This window comes from Pseudosulfitobacter pseudonitzschiae, assembly GCF_002222635.1.
In the GTDB taxonomy this organism is placed as follows: Bacteria; Pseudomonadota; Alphaproteobacteria; order Rhodobacterales; family Rhodobacteraceae; genus Pseudosulfitobacter; species Pseudosulfitobacter pseudonitzschiae_A.
In genome coordinates this window covers 103,274-119,621 of record NZ_CP022415.1, presented here as the reverse complement: position 1 = coordinate 119,621, position 16,348 = coordinate 103,274, and the positions used below count along the sequence as shown (strand labels likewise).

17 protein-coding genes are annotated in these 16,348 nt (G+C 59.1%); 7 read left to right on the top strand and 10 right to left on the bottom strand.

What is annotated here, in order from left to right:
* Nucleotides 1-48 precede the first annotated feature (48 nt).
* On the top strand, nucleotides 49-450 hold the full coding sequence (locus SULPSESMR1_RS00545) for a tellurite resistance TerB family protein (RefSeq protein WP_198362869.1): 402 nt from the start codon (nucleotides 49-51) through the stop codon (nucleotides 448-450).
* An 8-nt stretch (nucleotides 451-458) separates the two neighbouring features.
* Here SULPSESMR1_RS00545 and dacB read toward each other — a convergent pair whose 3' ends face one another.
* On the bottom strand, nucleotides 459-1,949 hold the full coding sequence (gene dacB, locus SULPSESMR1_RS00540) for a D-alanyl-D-alanine carboxypeptidase/D-alanyl-D-alanine endopeptidase (RefSeq protein ID WP_089419073.1): 1,491 nt from the start codon (nucleotides 1,947-1,949) through the stop codon (nucleotides 459-461).
* Nucleotides 1,950-2,061: 112 nt separating this feature from the next.
* Between dacB and SULPSESMR1_RS00535 the strand changes: the two genes are divergently transcribed.
* On the top strand, nucleotides 2,062-2,889 hold the full coding sequence (locus SULPSESMR1_RS00535) for a DMT family transporter (protein WP_089419072.1): 828 nt from the start codon (nucleotides 2,062-2,064) through the stop codon (nucleotides 2,887-2,889).
* Here the strand turns inward: SULPSESMR1_RS00535 and SULPSESMR1_RS00530 are convergent.
* Both SULPSESMR1_RS00530 and SULPSESMR1_RS00525 read right to left on the bottom strand, forming a co-directional pair.
* Nucleotides 2,878-3,483 carry a nicotinate-nucleotide adenylyltransferase gene (locus tag SULPSESMR1_RS00530; RefSeq protein WP_089422053.1) on the bottom strand — a complete coding sequence of 202 codons (606 nt, stop codon included), beginning with the start codon at nucleotides 3,481-3,483 and terminating at the stop codon, nucleotides 2,878-2,880. The two genes, SULPSESMR1_RS00535 and SULPSESMR1_RS00530, sit on opposite strands and share 12 nt — an antisense overlap.
* Before the next feature lie 27 nt (nucleotides 3,484-3,510).
* A complete protein-coding gene (locus SULPSESMR1_RS00525; protein WP_089422052.1) occupies nucleotides 3,511-3,981 on the bottom strand; it encodes an MOSC domain-containing protein in 471 nt (156 codons plus the stop codon).
* A gap of 296 nt (nucleotides 3,982-4,277) precedes the next feature.
* Here SULPSESMR1_RS00525 and ettA point away from each other — a divergent pair, with 296 nt between their 5' ends.
* The 4 genes from ettA (at nucleotide 4,278) to SULPSESMR1_RS00505 (ending at nucleotide 8,573) form a co-directional block, all read left to right on the top strand.
* The gene (gene ettA, locus SULPSESMR1_RS00520; protein WP_089419071.1) at nucleotides 4,278-5,933 is read left to right on the top strand and encodes an energy-dependent translational throttle protein EttA; all 1,656 of its coding nucleotides are present in this window, start codon (nucleotides 4,278-4,280) and stop codon (nucleotides 5,931-5,933) included.
* A 149-nt stretch (nucleotides 5,934-6,082) separates the two neighbouring features.
* A complete protein-coding gene (locus tag SULPSESMR1_RS00515) occupies nucleotides 6,083-6,643 on the top strand; it encodes a L,D-transpeptidase (protein WP_089419070.1) in 561 nt (186 codons plus the stop codon).
* Nucleotides 6,644-6,941: 298 nt separating this feature from the next.
* Nucleotides 6,942-7,643 carry an autoinducer binding domain-containing protein gene (locus tag SULPSESMR1_RS00510; protein ID WP_089419069.1) on the top strand — a complete coding sequence of 234 codons (702 nt, stop codon included), beginning with the start codon at nucleotides 6,942-6,944 and terminating at the stop codon, nucleotides 7,641-7,643.
* Nucleotides 7,644-7,727: 84 nt separating this feature from the next.
* Nucleotides 7,728-8,573: an acyl-homoserine-lactone synthase gene (locus SULPSESMR1_RS00505; RefSeq protein WP_089419068.1), complete on the top strand. Its 846-nt coding sequence runs from the start codon at nucleotides 7,728-7,730 to the stop codon at nucleotides 8,571-8,573.
* Between the two features lie 178 nt (nucleotides 8,574-8,751).
* On the opposite strand, the gene SULPSESMR1_RS00500 is transcribed toward SULPSESMR1_RS00505, so the two are convergent.
* The 7 genes from SULPSESMR1_RS00500 to SULPSESMR1_RS00470 form a co-directional block, all read right to left on the bottom strand.
* On the bottom strand, nucleotides 8,752-9,741 hold the full coding sequence (locus tag SULPSESMR1_RS00500; RefSeq protein WP_089419067.1) for an ABC transporter substrate-binding protein: 990 nt from the start codon (nucleotides 9,739-9,741) through the stop codon (nucleotides 8,752-8,754).
* A gap of 36 nt (nucleotides 9,742-9,777) precedes the next feature.
* Nucleotides 9,778-10,638, bottom strand: a complete 861-nt coding sequence (locus SULPSESMR1_RS00495; RefSeq protein ID WP_089422051.1) for an ABC transporter permease — start codon at nucleotides 10,636-10,638, stop codon at nucleotides 9,778-9,780.
* A 65-nt stretch (nucleotides 10,639-10,703) separates the two neighbouring features.
* Nucleotides 10,704-11,567: an ABC transporter permease gene (locus tag SULPSESMR1_RS00490; protein ID WP_198362824.1), complete on the bottom strand. Its 864-nt coding sequence runs from the start codon at nucleotides 11,565-11,567 to the stop codon at nucleotides 10,704-10,706.
* A 30-nt stretch (nucleotides 11,568-11,597) separates the two neighbouring features.
* Nucleotides 11,598-12,425, bottom strand: coding sequence for an ABC transporter ATP-binding protein (locus SULPSESMR1_RS00485; RefSeq protein ID WP_089419065.1), 828 nt, complete (start codon nucleotides 12,423-12,425; stop codon nucleotides 11,598-11,600).
* A gap of 9 nt (nucleotides 12,426-12,434) precedes the next feature.
* Complete coding sequence (gene hydA / locus SULPSESMR1_RS00480; RefSeq protein ID WP_089419064.1) at nucleotides 12,435-13,895, bottom strand: dihydropyrimidinase; 1,461 nt, start codon at nucleotides 13,893-13,895, stop codon at nucleotides 12,435-12,437.
* Between the two features lie 79 nt (nucleotides 13,896-13,974).
* The gene (locus SULPSESMR1_RS00475; protein WP_089419063.1) at nucleotides 13,975-14,295 is read right to left on the bottom strand and encodes a hypothetical protein; all 321 of its coding nucleotides are present in this window, start codon (nucleotides 14,293-14,295) and stop codon (nucleotides 13,975-13,977) included.
* Between the two features lie 13 nt (nucleotides 14,296-14,308).
* Nucleotides 14,309-15,559 carry a Zn-dependent hydrolase gene (locus tag SULPSESMR1_RS00470; RefSeq protein WP_089419062.1) on the bottom strand — a complete coding sequence of 417 codons (1,251 nt, stop codon included), beginning with the start codon at nucleotides 15,557-15,559 and terminating at the stop codon, nucleotides 14,309-14,311.
* A 153-nt stretch (nucleotides 15,560-15,712) separates the two neighbouring features.
* Between SULPSESMR1_RS00470 and SULPSESMR1_RS00465 the strand changes: the two genes are divergently transcribed.
* Complete coding sequence (locus SULPSESMR1_RS00465; RefSeq protein WP_240311439.1) at nucleotides 15,713-16,348, top strand: TetR family transcriptional regulator C-terminal domain-containing protein; 636 nt, start codon at nucleotides 15,713-15,715, stop codon at nucleotides 16,346-16,348.

The window sequence follows — 16,348 nt, the reverse complement described above, 5'->3', positions numbered from 1 at the left end:
CACGCAGACCAAAGGACGGTGCCCGTGCCCCAAGACACCCAACACTCCATGACCGAACAAGACGCGCTGGTCGCCGTCATGATCGCGGTTTCCGCTTCGGATTCCGATATGGAAACCACCGAGCTGCTCAAAATCAACACGGCCATAAACACGCTGCCGGTCTTCGCGGGTTATGATGTTGACCGTTTGTCGACCATCAGTCAGGTGGTCTTTGATCTGTTCGATCAAGAGGACGGGCTGGATGCGCTGTTCGGACTGGTCCGCGAGGCACTGCCCGAACGTCTGTTCGAAACCGCCTACGCGCTGGCCTGCGACGTGGCCGCGTCGAATGCGCATCTGAACGAAAGCGAGCTGCGTCTGCTAGAAGAAATCCGCTACGAACTGAACCTTGACCGCCTGCACGCCGCCGCGATCGAACGCGGCGCCCGCGCCCGCCACGTCACGCTGTAAGTCGCAAATCAGGCACCATAAAGCGCGCCCCACCGCTCGATCAGCTCTTGCTGCATGTTTTTGGCTCGTCCGTTGTACCAACGCGCGCCTTCGGGGCGTTCGCGCTGGGCTTTTGTCAGCTTGGCGCGGCGGTCTTCATCAGCGGCGAAGATGGCAAAGGCCATAACCGTGCCGTCATTGGCCGTTACATAACCTGCCAACCCCGACACGAAATTCAGCGTGCCGGTTTTGGCGATTACCGTGATCGGTGACGCTTGCATCGGTCGCCCTTTGGCGTCGCGCAGGGGAATGTCCTTCAACAGCGGTTGCAGCACATTGTTGCCATACACTTTGACCAAGGCCGCAACCATGCCATCCGCTGTCACGCGGCTGTCCTCGCTCAACCCCGAATGATCCACCAGCGCGATGCCTTGGACACCCAGAACCTCCTGTGCCCAGTCGTTCATGGCGGCGGCAGAGTCTTTCAATGTATGCGGTGCGCCCCCGCGTTTGACAGTGGTGGCCAATCCGACCATCTCGGCGGTCAGGTTGGTGGAATACAACAGCATATCCTTAAGCAGCAGCTGTAACTCATCGCTGAAATGACGCGCCACAACCTGCCCTGAGGGCCGCGTTGCCGTGACTTTGGCCGCAGGCAGCTTGATCCCCTGTGACCGCAGCATTGTGCGAAACACATCGCCCGCGTAAATTGCCGGCTTGCGCACCGGCAACCACCGCGCACCGCCTGTGCCCAGCGCGCCCTTGGCCACGGTCCAGTCGTCACGCCCGTTGGCGTCGGCGTAGGTATAAACAGGTGTTGACCGATCTTCGATGCGCATCTGTGCCATCGCCACATCGGGCCGGTACTTGTTCGAGCGCGCGTCCATTGTCACGGCGTAGTTTCCGCCCGAACGCTTCCATTCAAAGTGGACACGGTTGTAGTTCAGCGCGATGCCCGAAACGGCAGGGCTATAGCCGACATGCGCCGGTTGATCAGGGTCGATCGTGCGCACCTGTGCCAAACCACCATCATAAACCACCAAATCGCCGCGGACCTCGCGAATGCCCGCCGCTTTGACGTTCGCCGCCAGCGTTGCCAGCGCATTGGTGTCCAGACTGGGATCCCCGCCGCCAAGCAGCACCAGATCACCCGACACAACTCCGTCGATCACTGTGCCCGTGACCACCACCTGCGTTTCGAACCGGTGATCGCCACCCAGAACGTCCAAAGCATATAGCGCCGTGATCGCCTTGGCCGTGCTTGCGGGCAGGATGGCGGTTTGCGGGTTCATCCCCTCAAGCCGCAGGCCGGTTTTCGCATCAGCCACAGAATAGCACACCTGCCCGCCCAGCTTGGCGTCGGCCACGATAACTTCGGGGCCCGCAATCGCCTTTTTGGCAAAACCTTCGCCGCGCAGACGCGGGCGCAGTGAGCCGTCTGGCGCTCCGGCAAAGGCACCCGAGGCAAGGGTCGCCGCACTTGCGGACAAAAAGAAACGTCTGGAAACCGGATATGACATGGGCGCAGAATAACCTTGCCGCGAAGAGATGGACAAGCCGCAATCAGACCGTTTTCAGTCACACAAACGTGGTCCATTCCCAATATCTTGTCCGCATGCTAGCAGCCTGCCCATGCAACGCGCCGCCCTGATCATGTTTGTCGCCATGTCGTTGATCCCGTTGGGTGACAGCGCGGGTAAACTGTTGACTTCGGTCTATGGCGTGTCGCCCCTGTGGGTGGCGTCCTCGCGTTTTTTTCTAGCCGCTACGATGATCGCACCCTTCGTGCCCCGCAGTGCCTTTGCGTTGCTGCGCAACTGGCGGATCTGGCTGCGGGCACTGATCCTGGCAGGTGGCATCACCTGTATTCAGATGGCGCTGCGCACCGAAGACGTTGCGGACGTTTTCGCCGCCTTCTTTATCGGACCGCTGATCAGCTTTGCCTTGGGCGCGTTGGTGTTGCGTGAACCGGTCACGGGTCTGCGCGTGACTCTGATTGCGCTGGGGTTTGCAGGCGTGCTGATTGTGGTCCGACCAGGCTTTGGCGGGGGGACCGGGCTGATCTGGGCCGTAGTAGCGGGCACTTGCTACGGTGTATTTCTGACCGCATCGCGGTGGCTGGCAGGGCTTGGCTCTCCGGTTGCGCTTGCCTTTACCCAATTTGCGATTGCCGCGCTGGCACTGTTGCCTTTCGGGCTGGCCAATCTGCCGTCGGCGACAGTAACCGTGGCAGGTCTTACGCTGGTCAGCGCAGCGGGGTCACTTCTGGGCAATCTTCTGTTGCTCTATGCCAACCGCATAGCACCGGCCACCCAACTGGCTCCGCTGGTCTATTTCCAGTTGCTTGCTGCTGTCGGCTTGGGCTGGGCGATTTTTGGCGCTTTGCCCGACGCACTGACGTGGCTTGGTCTGGCACTGATCGTGGGGGCGGGTGTGGCCTCGGCGCGGTTACGTCACTGACCATTCACCCGCCGCGCGGATCGCGCTAGAGGATTGCGCCACCATTGGCACATTGACAAAACACCACGCGGGCGGGCGGGCATGCCCCAACATCTGCGAATGGCGCCCCGCAATCCGGTAGGGAGAAAACAGCCGCGCCGCAGGGCTCATCCGTGCCGAAATCCGGTCGCCCGGACGGGCCAGCACACCGACTGGCACATGGGTCATGATCCACTTCCAGTCTTGCCACATATGAAGCTGTGCCAGATTGTCCGCGCCCATCAGCCACACAAACCGCACACCCCGAAACTGCGCCTGCAATACTTTAAGTGTCTGCGCAGTATAGCGGGTGCCAAGCTGCGCTTCGATGTCCGTGACCGTCACACGCGGGTGCTGCATCACCTGCCGCGCCTGCGCCATGCGCTTGTCCAGTGGCGCGGGCCCTTGCGTCTTGAGTGGATTACCGGGGCTGACCAGCCACCACACAGCGTCCAGATCAAACCGCTTCAATGCCTCGCGCGTGATATGCGCGTGTCCTGCGTGGGCCGGATCGAATGATCCGCCCAAAAGGCCTATGATTTGGCCAGGTCTTGCAAAAGGGCGTGCGCTGTTCATCATCGTTTGTTGCCCGACTGCGCAGGTTCAATCAACCACACGCACCATGTCTCCTGTTGCGACAAGGCCCGGCGTGACCACTTCGGCACACCACCCGCCATGCCCGCGCACAGCGTTATAGCCGCCGTGACCAAAAACCTCTTCCATCCGGCTGCATGGCGCGCAGATCACCGACACCCGCAGAACTGCCGCGCCAATGGCGATCTCGCGCCCTTTAAGCGCACCCAGATTAATGCCCGAGATCACCAGATTGCGCCGCAGCGTTTCGGGCGTCACCCTATCCACGCCCAGCAGTCCCGCAATAACTGGCAAATGTTCCGCCTGTATCAACGTCACCGCCCGTTTGCCCGCACGCGCACGGTCGCCCTCCAGCCCCGAAAAGGCCACTTGAACCTGCGTCTCCGCCACCACCTCTGCGCGCCGCCCGGGGCGCAACCCGATCCAGTCCACCCGACCGTTTCGGGCATGATGCGCCAGCAAATCCGCCATCAAAAGCATGGCCACGCCCCTTTGTGCTGCGCAAGACCCTATCAAAGTCTCCTGTTTAGTTTGCATGCCTCAGTATCCACGTATTTGCCTAAGAGGATTAACCATGCCCCAGATAGAATTCGTGCAATCCCGCCTCAAGATCAATCGCTGCGGCACTATATCGATCATGCCAAGATTGGGCGGCCTCGCCGATGACTTCTTAAGAACGCTATTTCGCAGCGGCCCTGCGCATCAAACCTGTTTGCCAAGTCGTGCGCCGCAGCCTAAGACACCAGACAAATCCACGCATAGGCAAGGAGGGTCCAATGGCGGCCTATCAGTACGTTTATCACATGTCCGGAGTCTCCAAGACCTATCCGGGCGGCAAGAAGACATTTGAAAACATCCACCTGAACTTTCTTCCGGGCGTCAAGATCGGCGTCGTCGGTGTCAACGGTGCGGGTAAATCCACCCTACTGAAGATCATGGCAGGCATGGACAAGGATTTCACCGGCGAGGCATGGGCTGCCGAAGGCGCACGCGTGGGCTATCTTCCGCAAGAGCCAAAGCTGGACGAAAGCCTAAGCGTGCGTGAAAACGTGATGCTGGGCGTGGCTGGCAAAAAGGCCAAGCTTGACCGTTACAACGAACTGGCGATGAACTACTCGGACGAGACCGCCGACGAGATGGCCGCGCTGCAAGACCAGATCGACGCCGAAAACCTGTGGGATCTCGACAGCCAGATCGACGTATCGATGGAGGCGCTGCGCTGCCCTCCTGACGACGCACGTATTCAGGACCTGTCTGGAGGTGAAGCCCGTCGTGTGGCCCTGTGCAAACTGCTGTTGGAAGCGCCCGACATGCTGCTGTTGGACGAACCAACCAACCACCTTGATGCGGAAACCATCGCGTGGCTGCAACAGCACCTGATCGACTACAAAGGCACCATTCTGATCGTCACCCACGACCGTTACTTTCTGGACGACATCACCAGCTGGATTCTGGAACTCGACCGTGGTCGCGGCGTCCCCTACGAGGGCAACTATTCCGCGTGGCTGGAGCAGAAAGCCAAACGGCTTGAACAGGAAACACGCGAAGACAAATCCAAGCAGAAAACACTGGAACGCGAACTTCAGTGGATGCGGCAGGGCGCCAAAGCGCGCCAAGCCAAGTCCAAAGCGCGGATCAACTCCTATAATGACCTGCTGGAAACATCCGAACGCGAAAAGCTGGCCTATGCGCAGATTGTCATCCCCAACGGCCCGCGTCTGGGCAACAAGGTGATTGAAGTCAGCGGCCTGAAGAAACACATGGGCAACAAGCAATTGATCGACGGATTGGATTTCTCGCTGCCCCCTGGCGGCATCGTCGGCGTAATCGGTCCCAACGGCGCGGGCAAATCAACGCTGTTCAAGATGCTTACAGGTCAGGAAAAACCCGATGCGGGTGAGATCGAATTCGGGGACACAGTTGAGTTGTCCTATGTCGACCAGTCACGCGACGACCTGAAGGCCGACGACAACGTCTGGCAGGCAATCACAGGCGGGGCCGAACTGATCTCGCTGGGGAACGCCGAAGTGAACAGCCGCGCCTATTGCTCGTCGTTCAACTTCAAGGGTGGCGACCAGCAGAAGAAAGTTGGCCTGTTGTCGGGCGGTGAACGCAACCGTGTCCACATGGCGCGCCTGCTGAAAGAGGGCGGCAACGTCCTACTGCTTGATGAGCCAACCAACGACTTGGACGTGGAAACCCTGCGCGCCCTTGAAGACGCGCTGGTGGACTTTGCCGGTTGTGCTGTTGTCATCAGCCACGACCGTTTCTTCCTTGACCGGATTTGCACGCACATCCTTGCCTTCGAAGGCGAGGCGCATGTGGAGTGGTTCGAGGGCAACTTCGAAGACTACGAAGAAGACAAGAAACGCCGTCTTGGGGCCGACGCGCTTGAGCCAAAGCGTCTCAAGCATAAGAAGTTCATGCGCTAAGCCAAACCAACGGGGTGCGCGCAAGCGCGCCCCGTCCCAAACCGCTGTGCCCGGCTGGTCAGGCGCCCCCCCTCTGACCTCTTGAAATCTGTACAAAAACCGACAAAAGTAATTGCATAGCGATTTTATTTGTTGGTCAGGAGCCTGCCATGCACCGCCGTACGTTTATTGCCTCAGCCCTCGCTGCCCCAGTGGCAGCCCAACTTGCGGCACCGGCCCTTGCACAACAGGTCGTCTTTGATCCGACACCGCAGATCGTCAACATCAAGAAAGAATTCCTGCCCGGTCAATTGCTGATCCTGCCGCGCAGCTATTACCTGTATTGGGTGACCGAACCGCGCACCGCCATCCGCTATGGCGTTGGCGTGGGGCGCGCAGGTCTGGAGTTTACCGGCACAGCGACCATTGACGTCAAGAAGGAGTGGCCCACTTGGCGCCCAACCGAAGAGATGATCGAACGCAGCCCTGAGACATACGGGCGCTTCAAGGACAATGACTATATCCAGCCCGGTGGCCCGTCGAACCCTTTGGGCGCTCGGGCGCTGTATTTGTTCCAGAACGGCAAGGATACCTATTTCCGCATACATGGCACCACCGCGCCCGAAAGTATCGGCAGATCCGTCAGCAACGGCTGCATCCGGATGTTGAACGAACACGTCATCGACCTTTATGGGCGGGTGCCTATCGGAACGGTTGTCACCGTCCTCTAACGCCCCTTCGAAAGCCGCGTTTCCGCCGCAGCCCCTGTTCCGTAAGTATTTGCAAGCGCACTGGTGCAAGCATCTGTCCCTGATTGAAAAATCCGGGTTAGCGCGCCACGTCGGATGCGAGAACGCAGTGCGCGACCATGTCCTCGCACGGTGCACGCACCGTAAAGTCAATGCGCCCTTTCATGACAATCGCAGATACGCTAGTATGCTTACAGTTGCGTTAACGAGTTCCCGAGATAACACTTGACGCCACAGCTTCGTGTAAAATTCACAGGTCGAAACCCAGAAAGGGTCGTTTTTGTCTGTCATTGACTTGAGCAATCTGCCGTTTCCGGGGAACAACCTGAGATCGTTTCTGGACTCTGTCTGCGAAGAGAACGAGCTGGATTTCGCGGCCTATGCAGGCATGGATCCTATCGCCCAGACTGTGCATGGCTTTGTGAACTATCCCGACGAATGGCAAACTCGATACGTCAACGAAGGGTTCCAGCACCGCGACCCCGCCCTGCTGATGGCCAGCCGCAGCATCGCGCCCGTCGACTGGCAACGCCTGCGCGGCGAGCAAACATTCCGCGACATTTTCCGTGCCGCCAGCGATCATGGTATTTCCGAACAGGGACTGACCGTGCCCGTGCGCGGCCCCTATGGCGATGTCGGCCTGTTCAGCGTCACCCGCAATTGCTCTGATCGCGAATGGGCCATGCTCAAGGACAAGATCCTGGGCGGGTTGCAGACTGCTGCCGTGCACCTGCATGACAACGTGATCCAATCGCACTCGCTGACCCGCAAGCTGACACACCCCAGCCTTTCAGCGCGCGAACTGGAAATACTGCAATGGATCGCTGCTGGCAAAACCCAACAGGATGTGGCAGATATTCTGTCGATCTCGAACCGCACTGTAGAAGTACACTTGCGGTCCGGACGCTCAAAGCTGGGTGCGTTGACCACGCCGCAGGCTGTGGGCCGCGCAATCGGTCTTGGCTTGGTGCACCCCAGCTAAAACCATCACTACGGGATTCCCCGTATAGCAGTGCAACCCCAAACACATGATGATGTCCTCAGCGAATTGGTAGCGGAGAAAACCATGATCATCGTAATCGACGGCCTCAACCGGCATCGCTACAGCCGACTCCTCGACGAAATGTACGCATTGCGTGCACGGGTGTTCGGTCAGCGTCTGGGGTGGGAAGTAGACATTACTGACGGCAAGGAAATCGACCAGTTCGATGCACTTGATCCGGCCTATGTTATTGGCGTGAACGACGAAGGGCGCGTTGTGTCCTGCGTGCGTGCCCTGCAGACCACGGGCCCGCACATGCTGTCAGATGTGTTCCACGACATTCTGGACGGTGAACCGCCCCTGCGCAGTGCGACCTTGTGGGAATCGACGCGATTTTGCGTCGACACCGACGTGCTGGATCGCGGCAAGTCGCGCAATTCGGTAAGCTATGCGACCTGCGAGTTGATGGCAGCGTCGCTGGAATATGCCAAGGCTTCTGGTATTTCCGACATCGTCACGGTGATTGATCCCGTGATGAACCGCGTTCTCAAACGGTCGGATTGCGCGCCCTATGGCTATGTCGGCTCGACCAAGCCGATGGGTAAAGTATCTGCAATGGCGGCCCTTTTGGACTGCTCGGACGAGCGTATTGGTAAAATTCGCGACTTTGCGGGGATCGAGGGCAACATCTTCGTCTCTGATCAACGCGCCTTTGAATTGTCGGACGATCACACACCGTCTGTGCAACCACTCAAAGCCGAACCGGTGACGCCCAATGTGCATATGCGCCAGTTGCTGGAAGAATACTGCATCGACCAGATCACCGATGCCCATACCGTAGAGGAACTGACAGCGGCCAGACACCTCGAAAGCTTGTTGGTCGGTGCGGGTATGATCGAACAAAGGATTTCGTCTGACACTCACGGATGACAGAGGCGAGGACACCATCGACCCTCGACGCAATGGTGTCCTCTTTGCCGCGCATCACGCGCGGGTGCGCGGCCGGCCCCACCTCACCCCAGTTCGGGGCCTAGATTTCCGCTTTCATCAGACGAAAAAGGGCCAGCGCATTGCGCTGGCCCGAATTGCTTCACGGCTGTTGGTTGGCTTAGTTCAGCGCTTTGTCCGTGATGACGTGGGTCCATGCACCTTCAGGCTCTTTCGAGATGACAGGATCCGAACCACCTGACAGCAACGATTTAACCGTGCGGTCATAGTCTGCCTCGTCCAGCGCGCCGTTGCTGCCTGCGGTCAGCTTGGCCACTTCACGCATCATGCGTTGCTGGTGCTTTTCGGTTTGTGCGCCCGAGGCATCGTTTTCCAGAACGATGTCAGCGGCCTCGTCTGGGTTCTCTTCCGCGTATTTCCAACCCTTCATCGACGCCCGCACAAAGCGAACCATTTTGTCCTCAAAGGTCGGGTCGTTCAGGTTCTCTTCCAGCACGTACAAACCGTCTTCCAACGTGGCGACGCCTTGGTCTTCATATTTGAACACCTGCAGGTCTTCGGGTGTCAGGCCCGCGTCGATCACCTGCCAATATTCGTTGTAGGTCATGGTCGACACGCAGGCCGCCTGATTTTGCAACAGCGGGTCCACGTTAAAGCCCTGCTTAAGCACGGTCACGCCCCCCTCTCCACCATCGGTGGACAGGCCAAGCTGGCTCATCCAGCTCAGGAATGGGAATTCGTTGCCAAAAAACCAGACGCCCAGCGTCTTGCCGGGGAAATCCTCGACAGAGGTAACGCCTGCATCCTTGCGGCAGGTCAGCATCATGCCCGAGGATTTGAAAGGCTGTGCAATGTTCACCATCGGCAAACCTTTTTCACGGGCGGCCAATGCGGCGGGCATCCAGTCCACAGTCACGTCAGCACCGCCACCCGCCAGAACCTGCGTCGGCGCGATGTCGGGACCGCCGGGTTTGATCGTGACGTTCAGGTCTTCCTCTTCGTAAAACCCTTTGTCGAGCGCCACGTAGTAGCCCGCGAACTGGGCTTGGGTGACCCATTTCAATTGCAGTGTGACATCATCGGCGGCCATCGCCCCCGTGCCCCACAGTCCCATTGCGGCGGTTGCCGCTGCATAGGTAAAAGTCTTCATTTTATACTCCTTGTTGGTCTTCTTGGTTTATTATTCTCATGTCCGGCCACGCTGTGAAGGGTGCCAGAATGTTACGACGCGTTCCAACAGCGCGATGCCACCATAAAAGGCAGAACCTGCGATGGCGGCCACGACGATCTCGGCCCAGACAAGGTCCAGCGCCAACTGCCCCACCGAGGTCGAAATTCGAAAACCCATGCCACGAATGGGCGAGCCGAAGAATTCGGCCACAATCGCCCCGATCAGCGCCAGCGTCGACGCGATCTTGAGCCCGTTAAAGATGAACGGCATCGCCGCAGGCAAACGCAGCTTCAGCAAGGTTTGCCAATAGCTGGACGCATAGGTGCGCATCAGATCACGCTGCATCGCGTCGGTCGATTGCAGCCCCTGCACCGTGTTCACCAGCATCGGAAAGAACACCATGACCACCACGACAGCAGCCTTGGATTGCCAGTCAAACCCGAACCACATCACCAGAATGGGTGCCATGCCAACAATTGGCAAAGCAGCGACAAAGTTCCCCACCGGTAGCAACCCCAGTTGCAGGAACGGAAAGCGGTCGATGACCACCGCCAGCACAAAGGCGGACCCGCAGCCCAGCACGAAACCTGACAACGCGCCTTTCAGAACGGTCTGCACAAAGTCCACCCACAAGATATCCCGCGACAGCCAGAACCGCGCGGCAATCTCTGACGGGGCGGGCAACAGCACGTCTGAAATCTCGAACATCCGTTCGCCAACCTCCCACATCGCAAGCAGGGTAATGCCAAAGATCAGTGGGATGACATAGCCGCCCCAGTTCCACGCGCTGCGCTGTGCAATCAGCCCGTTGACGATCCAGCCGCCAACCCAGATCGCCAGCACCAACACCAGCCGCAGATCAACCGCCGCCGCCATCGCAAAGGCCAGCGCCACCAGCGCCCAGCCCATCCACGCGGGCCGTTTGGTCGTCACAACAGCACTCATATCGCCATCCCCATACGCTTTAGCACAATCCGCTGGATCAGCCCGATCAACGCAACCATGACAGCCGCCAGTGCTGCGGCCATAATCAGCGCGCTCCAGATCTGGATCGTTTGGCCATAATAGCTGCCCGCCAGCAGACGCGCACCCAGACCGGCAATCGCACCGGTCGGCAGTTCACCCACGATGGCACCCACCAACGATGCGGCCATCGCCACCTTAAGCGAGGTAAACAGATAGGGCATCGACGCAGGCAAGCGCAGCTTCCAGAATGTCTGCGAGGGGCTCGCGTGCCAAGTGTGCATCTGGTCCAGTTGCATCACCTCGGGGCTGCGCAGCCCTTTGACCATGCCGACGACAACGGGAAAAAACGACAGGTACATGCTGATAATCGCCTTGGGCAACAGACCTGATATGCCAATTGCGTTCAGCACCACGATAATCATCGGTGCCAGCGCCAGAATGGGAATGGTTTGCGATGCAATCACCCACGGCATCACGCTCATATCCATCACGCGGTTATAAACGATACCCACCGCCAACATGATCCCCAGCACCGTCCCAAGGCCAAAGCCCAGCAAAGTCGCACTCAGCGTGATCCACGAATGATAGATCAGCGAACGTTTCGAGGTAATGTTTTTTTGAACCGTGGTTTCCCAAATCTCAATCCCTACCTGATGCGGTGCGGGGAGCTTGGGTTTTTCCTGGCTCCAGGTATCAGCGACAAGGTCGTTGAGCGACAGCTCGACACCAGCGCGCTTGGCCTTGTCATAGGCCCACGGCGCATTCATCGGCACGGCCGCGATATACCAAAGCGCCATGATGGCGGAGATCACGGTCAGGACGGGAACAACAGAACGCATCAGATCCGGCCCCCGACTGCATAGACGGCATCACGCATCATCATGCCCCGCCCGCAACCCTTCACGCACACGATGTGCAACCCCCAGAAACTCAGGCGTCTCGCGAATATCCAGTGGGCGGTCTTTTGGCAGGGGGCTGTCAATCACATCGGTGATCCGGCCCGGACGCGGGCTCATCACCACGATTTTTGTGCTGAGATACACCGCCTCGGGGATCGAATGGGTGACAAAGGCAATCGTCTTTTCCGTACGTGCCCACAGCTTCAACAACTGCTCGTTCAAATGGTCGCGCACAATCTCGTCCAGCGCGCCAAAGGGTTCGTCCATCAGCAGAATGTCCGCATCAAAGGCCAGCGCACGGGCAATCGACGCCCGCTGTTGCATCCCGCCCGACAGCTGCCACGGGAACTTTTTCTCGAACCCTGCAAGCTCGACCAGTTCCAGCACGCGTGCCACACGCGCACGCTGATCCTCCTTGGTGTATCCCATAATCTCCAAGGGCAGGCTGATGTTGCCTCCGATGGTGCGCCACGGATACAGCCCCGCCGCCTGAAACACATATCCATAGGCCCGCGCCGCCCGCGCGTCTGCCGCGCTGACACCGTTGACGGTGATGCTGCCACCCGTGGGCTGCTCAAGATCGGCCATACAGCGCAGGAACGTCGTCTTGCCACAGCCCGATGGGCCAATAAAGCTGACAAAATCGCCCTTTTCAATGTCCAGCGACACGCCTTTCAGCGCATGCACGGGGCCGTCGTTGGTCTGAAACGTCAGGTCGAGATCTTTGGCCGAGATAACGGCCCCGCCGCGCACTTCAGAGTGCTTGGCCAGATTGCCCGCGTCTTTCAGTTCAGTCATTGCCACGAATCAGATCCCCGCCGGAATGTTCATCGGATCGCGCTTGATCATCTTGGGGCTGGTCAGCTCTTTCCACTTTGACAGCGCCACGTTTGGCGCGGCAAAAGCTGGGCGCGGTACAAATTTGCCCCGTCCCGGTTGAGGCTGGCTGTTCTGTCCCCATGCCCAGATCACCTCGCCGCGGCTCAGCGTATACCGGCTCTGCGCCGTCACCTCGAAACCCTCGAAGACGTTGTAATCCAGAATCGAATGGTGGTTCGCAGGGCTGATCGTCTTGGTAATCTTCGGATCCCACACCACAATGTCCGCGTCCGCACCTTCGACGATGGCCCCCTTCTGTGGATAGATGTTCAGGATTTTGGCCACGTTGGTAGACGTCGCCGCCACGAACTCGTTCGGCGTCAGACGGCCCGTTTCGACTCCTTCGGTCCACAACACGGCCAGACGCTCCTCCAAACCGTTCGACCCGTTGGGAATGATCCGGAAATCATCACGCCCCGCACGCTTCTGCGCGGTCGAGAATGCGGCGTGGTCGGTAGCAACCACCTGCAACGATCCAGCCTGCAAACCGGCCCACAAACTGTCCTGATGGTCCTTGCTGCGGAACGGCGGCGACATGACGCGCCGTGCGGCATGGTCCCAATCCTTGTTGAAATACTCGCCCTCGTCCAACGTCAGGAACTGGATCAACGGCTCGCCGTACACCCGCATTCCCTTTTGACGCGCCCGACGGATCGCCTCGTGCGTCTGCTCGCACGACACATGCACGATATACAGCGGCACACCGGCGGTGTCGGCAATGGTAATCGCACGGTTGGCGGCCTCGCCTTCCAGTTCGGGCGGACGCGAATAGGCATGCCCCTCGGGGCCGGTGATCCCCTGATCGAAATACTTCTGCTGCAACTCGGCCACCAGATCGCCGTTCTCGGCATGGACCATCGGCAGCGCGCCCAGTTCGGCACAGCGCTTGAAGCTCGCGAACATCTCGTCGTCCTCGATCATCAACGCGCCCTTGTAGGCCATGAAGTGCTTGAACGAATTCACCCCCATATCAACCGCGTCTTTCATCTCGTCAAAGACGTTCTCGTTCCAGCCGGTGATGGCCATGTGATAGCCGACGTCCGAACAGATCTGCGGTGCCGACTTGCGGTGCCATTCGTTGATCGCGTTCTTGATGCTGCCATCCGCACCCGGCAGGCAGAAATCCACGATCATCGTGGTCCCGCCCACAGCAGCGGCCCATGTGCCGGTCTCGAAGGTCTCGGCGGCGATGGTGCCCATGAACGGCATTTCCAGATGCGTGTGCGGGTCGATGCCACCGGGGATCACATAGGCGCCTTCGGCGTCAATGTACTCGTCGCCCACCAGATCCTCGCCGATGCGCACGATCTTCTCGCCCTCGATCAGAACGTCCGCTTTCCACGTCCGGTCCGCCGTGCAGACCATTCCGCCTTTGATCACCTTGCTCATCTCGTCTCTCCTGTCGTCTCTTTTGTGTGGCCCGCTTCTTTTGGCCTTAAACATCCCGGGTCCGGGGCAGCGCCCCGTCTTACACGCTGGCATAGCACCCCATCGCCGGCCCGTGGACACCAATATCCAACGGCCCGAAATCGCTCTCGACACACAACGCAAAATACCCCGCGCGCGGCATGTAAATCACCCTGTAGTCGCCATCCGTGCGCGTCACGGTCCAGCAGATCTGGGTCAGCCCGCCGGAAAAGTTCACTGTAGTGGCAAAGGGCCTGACCAGTGCCGCGCGAAAGGCCGTCAGATAGGCGCGGTCTTTCGGTGTCTCTACCGGCGCTTCATCCACCTCGGCCTGAATCAACAGGCCGATGCGGTCTGCAATGCTCAGATCAGGGTCGATCATGGCAGACCAATCCCTATCCGACAATCTGTGCCGTCTCGACCACCGCGTGCAACAGCACATCCGCAGACGCTGTGGCCCACTCCTTCGAGATTTCCTCGGCCTCATTGTGGCTCAGACCATCGACGCAAGGGCACATCACCATCGCAGTGGGCGCCACGCGGTTGACCCAGCAGGCATCGTGCCCTGCACCCGAAATCAAATCCATATGCGAATAGCCCAACCGCTCGGCGGCATTGCGCACAGCATTCACACAGCCCTCATCAAAAGCCACCGGATCAAACCCGCCGACCTTCTCAAAGGCAATCTCAAGCCCCATGTCATCGCAAATCTTCTGCGCCTCGACCTTCAGCCGCGCCTCCATATCCTCGATCACCGACAGGTCCGGCGAACGGAAGTCGACGGTAAAGACCACCTTGCCGGGAATCACGTTGCGCGAATTGGGATAGACGTCGATATGGCCCGCAGCGCCCACGGCATGGGGCGCGTGGCTCCACGCGATCTCGTCCACCTTTTCCAATATCCGCGCCATACCCAGACCTGCGTTCTTGCGCATCGGCATCGGTGTCGATCCGGTGTGGGAATCCTTGCCCATCACAGTGACTTGGGTCCACGACAGGCCCTGACCGTGCGTGACAACGCCAATGGCCTTGCCTTCCGCTTCGAGGATCGGACCCTGTTCAATGTGTAATTCAAAGAACGCATGCATCTTGCGCGCGCCCACCTCCTCGTCTCCCCGCCAGCCGATACGCTTCAGCTCGTCACCAAAAGTCTTTCCGGCCGCGTCGGTCTTGGCATAGGCCCAGTCCTGCGTGTGAATGCCCGCGAACACACCCGACGACAGCATCGCGGGCGCAAAGCGTGTGCCTTCTTCGTTGGTAAAGTTGGTCACCACGATGGGATGTTTGGTTTTCACATCCAGATCGTTCAGTGTGCGCAAAATCTCCAGCCCGCCAAGCACTCCCAGAACACCGTCGTATTTTCCGCCCGTGGGCTGCGTGTCCAGATGCGAGCCGACATAAACCGGAAGCGCGTCAGGGTCCGTCCCCTCGCGCTGTGCGAACATATTGCCCATCTGGTCCAGCCCTATCGTGCAGCCCGCAGCCTCGCACCATGACTGGAACAGCGCGCGGCCTTCGGCGTCTTCGTCTGTCAGCGTCTGGCGGTTGTTGCCGCCTGCCACGCCGGGCCCGATTTTGGCCATGTCCATCAGGCTGTCCCACAGCCGCTGTCCATCAATCCGCAGGTTTTCCCCAGGTGCTGCCATGTCTCTCCCCCTCGCGCTCTTCGGCGCGTGTTTTTGACCATTTGGTAAATACACGATTGCGCTCTGCACCTTTTGAGTCAAGAACTGACTGAGCCGCAATGCGTATCCCTTGCGCATTTGCCCGAAATAGCAGCAACCAAAAAGGCGAGCATTTTGGCAGATCAGATCCAGAAGAAACCCAGCCGTATTCAGCAGCGCAACAGACGTCGGATTCTAGATGCAGCACTTGATGTTTTCTCGGCCCACGGCTTTCGCGGCGCGACGTTGGACCAGATCGCCGAACAGGCGGGCCTGAGCAAACCGAACATCCTTTATTACTTTGATGGAAAAGAGGAAATTCACGTCACCCTGCTGAGCCAGCTAATGGAAACATGGTTGGATCCGTTGATTGAACTGGACCCAGAAGGCGACCCGCTGACCGAGCTTTTGGCCTATGTTCAACGCAAGCTGGACATGTCCCGTGACCTGCCCCGCGAAAGCCGTTTGTTCGCCAATGAAATCCTGCAAGGCGCGCCGCGCATGGACCCGCATTTGCGCTCTGATCTCAAGCCGCTGTTCGACGACCGCTGTGGTGTGATTCAGGCGTGGATGGATGCGGGTCAGCTGGCACAGGTCGATCCGCGGCACCTGATTTTCTCGATCTGGGCCACGACACAGCACTATGCCGACTTTCAGGCACAGATCGAAGTGCTGCTGGAGGGACAAGAGCCCACCGACGCGGCATCGCAGTTTTTGCAGACCATGTTTCGCAATGTGCTAACGCCGGGGCAGACGATCACCCCGACGTAA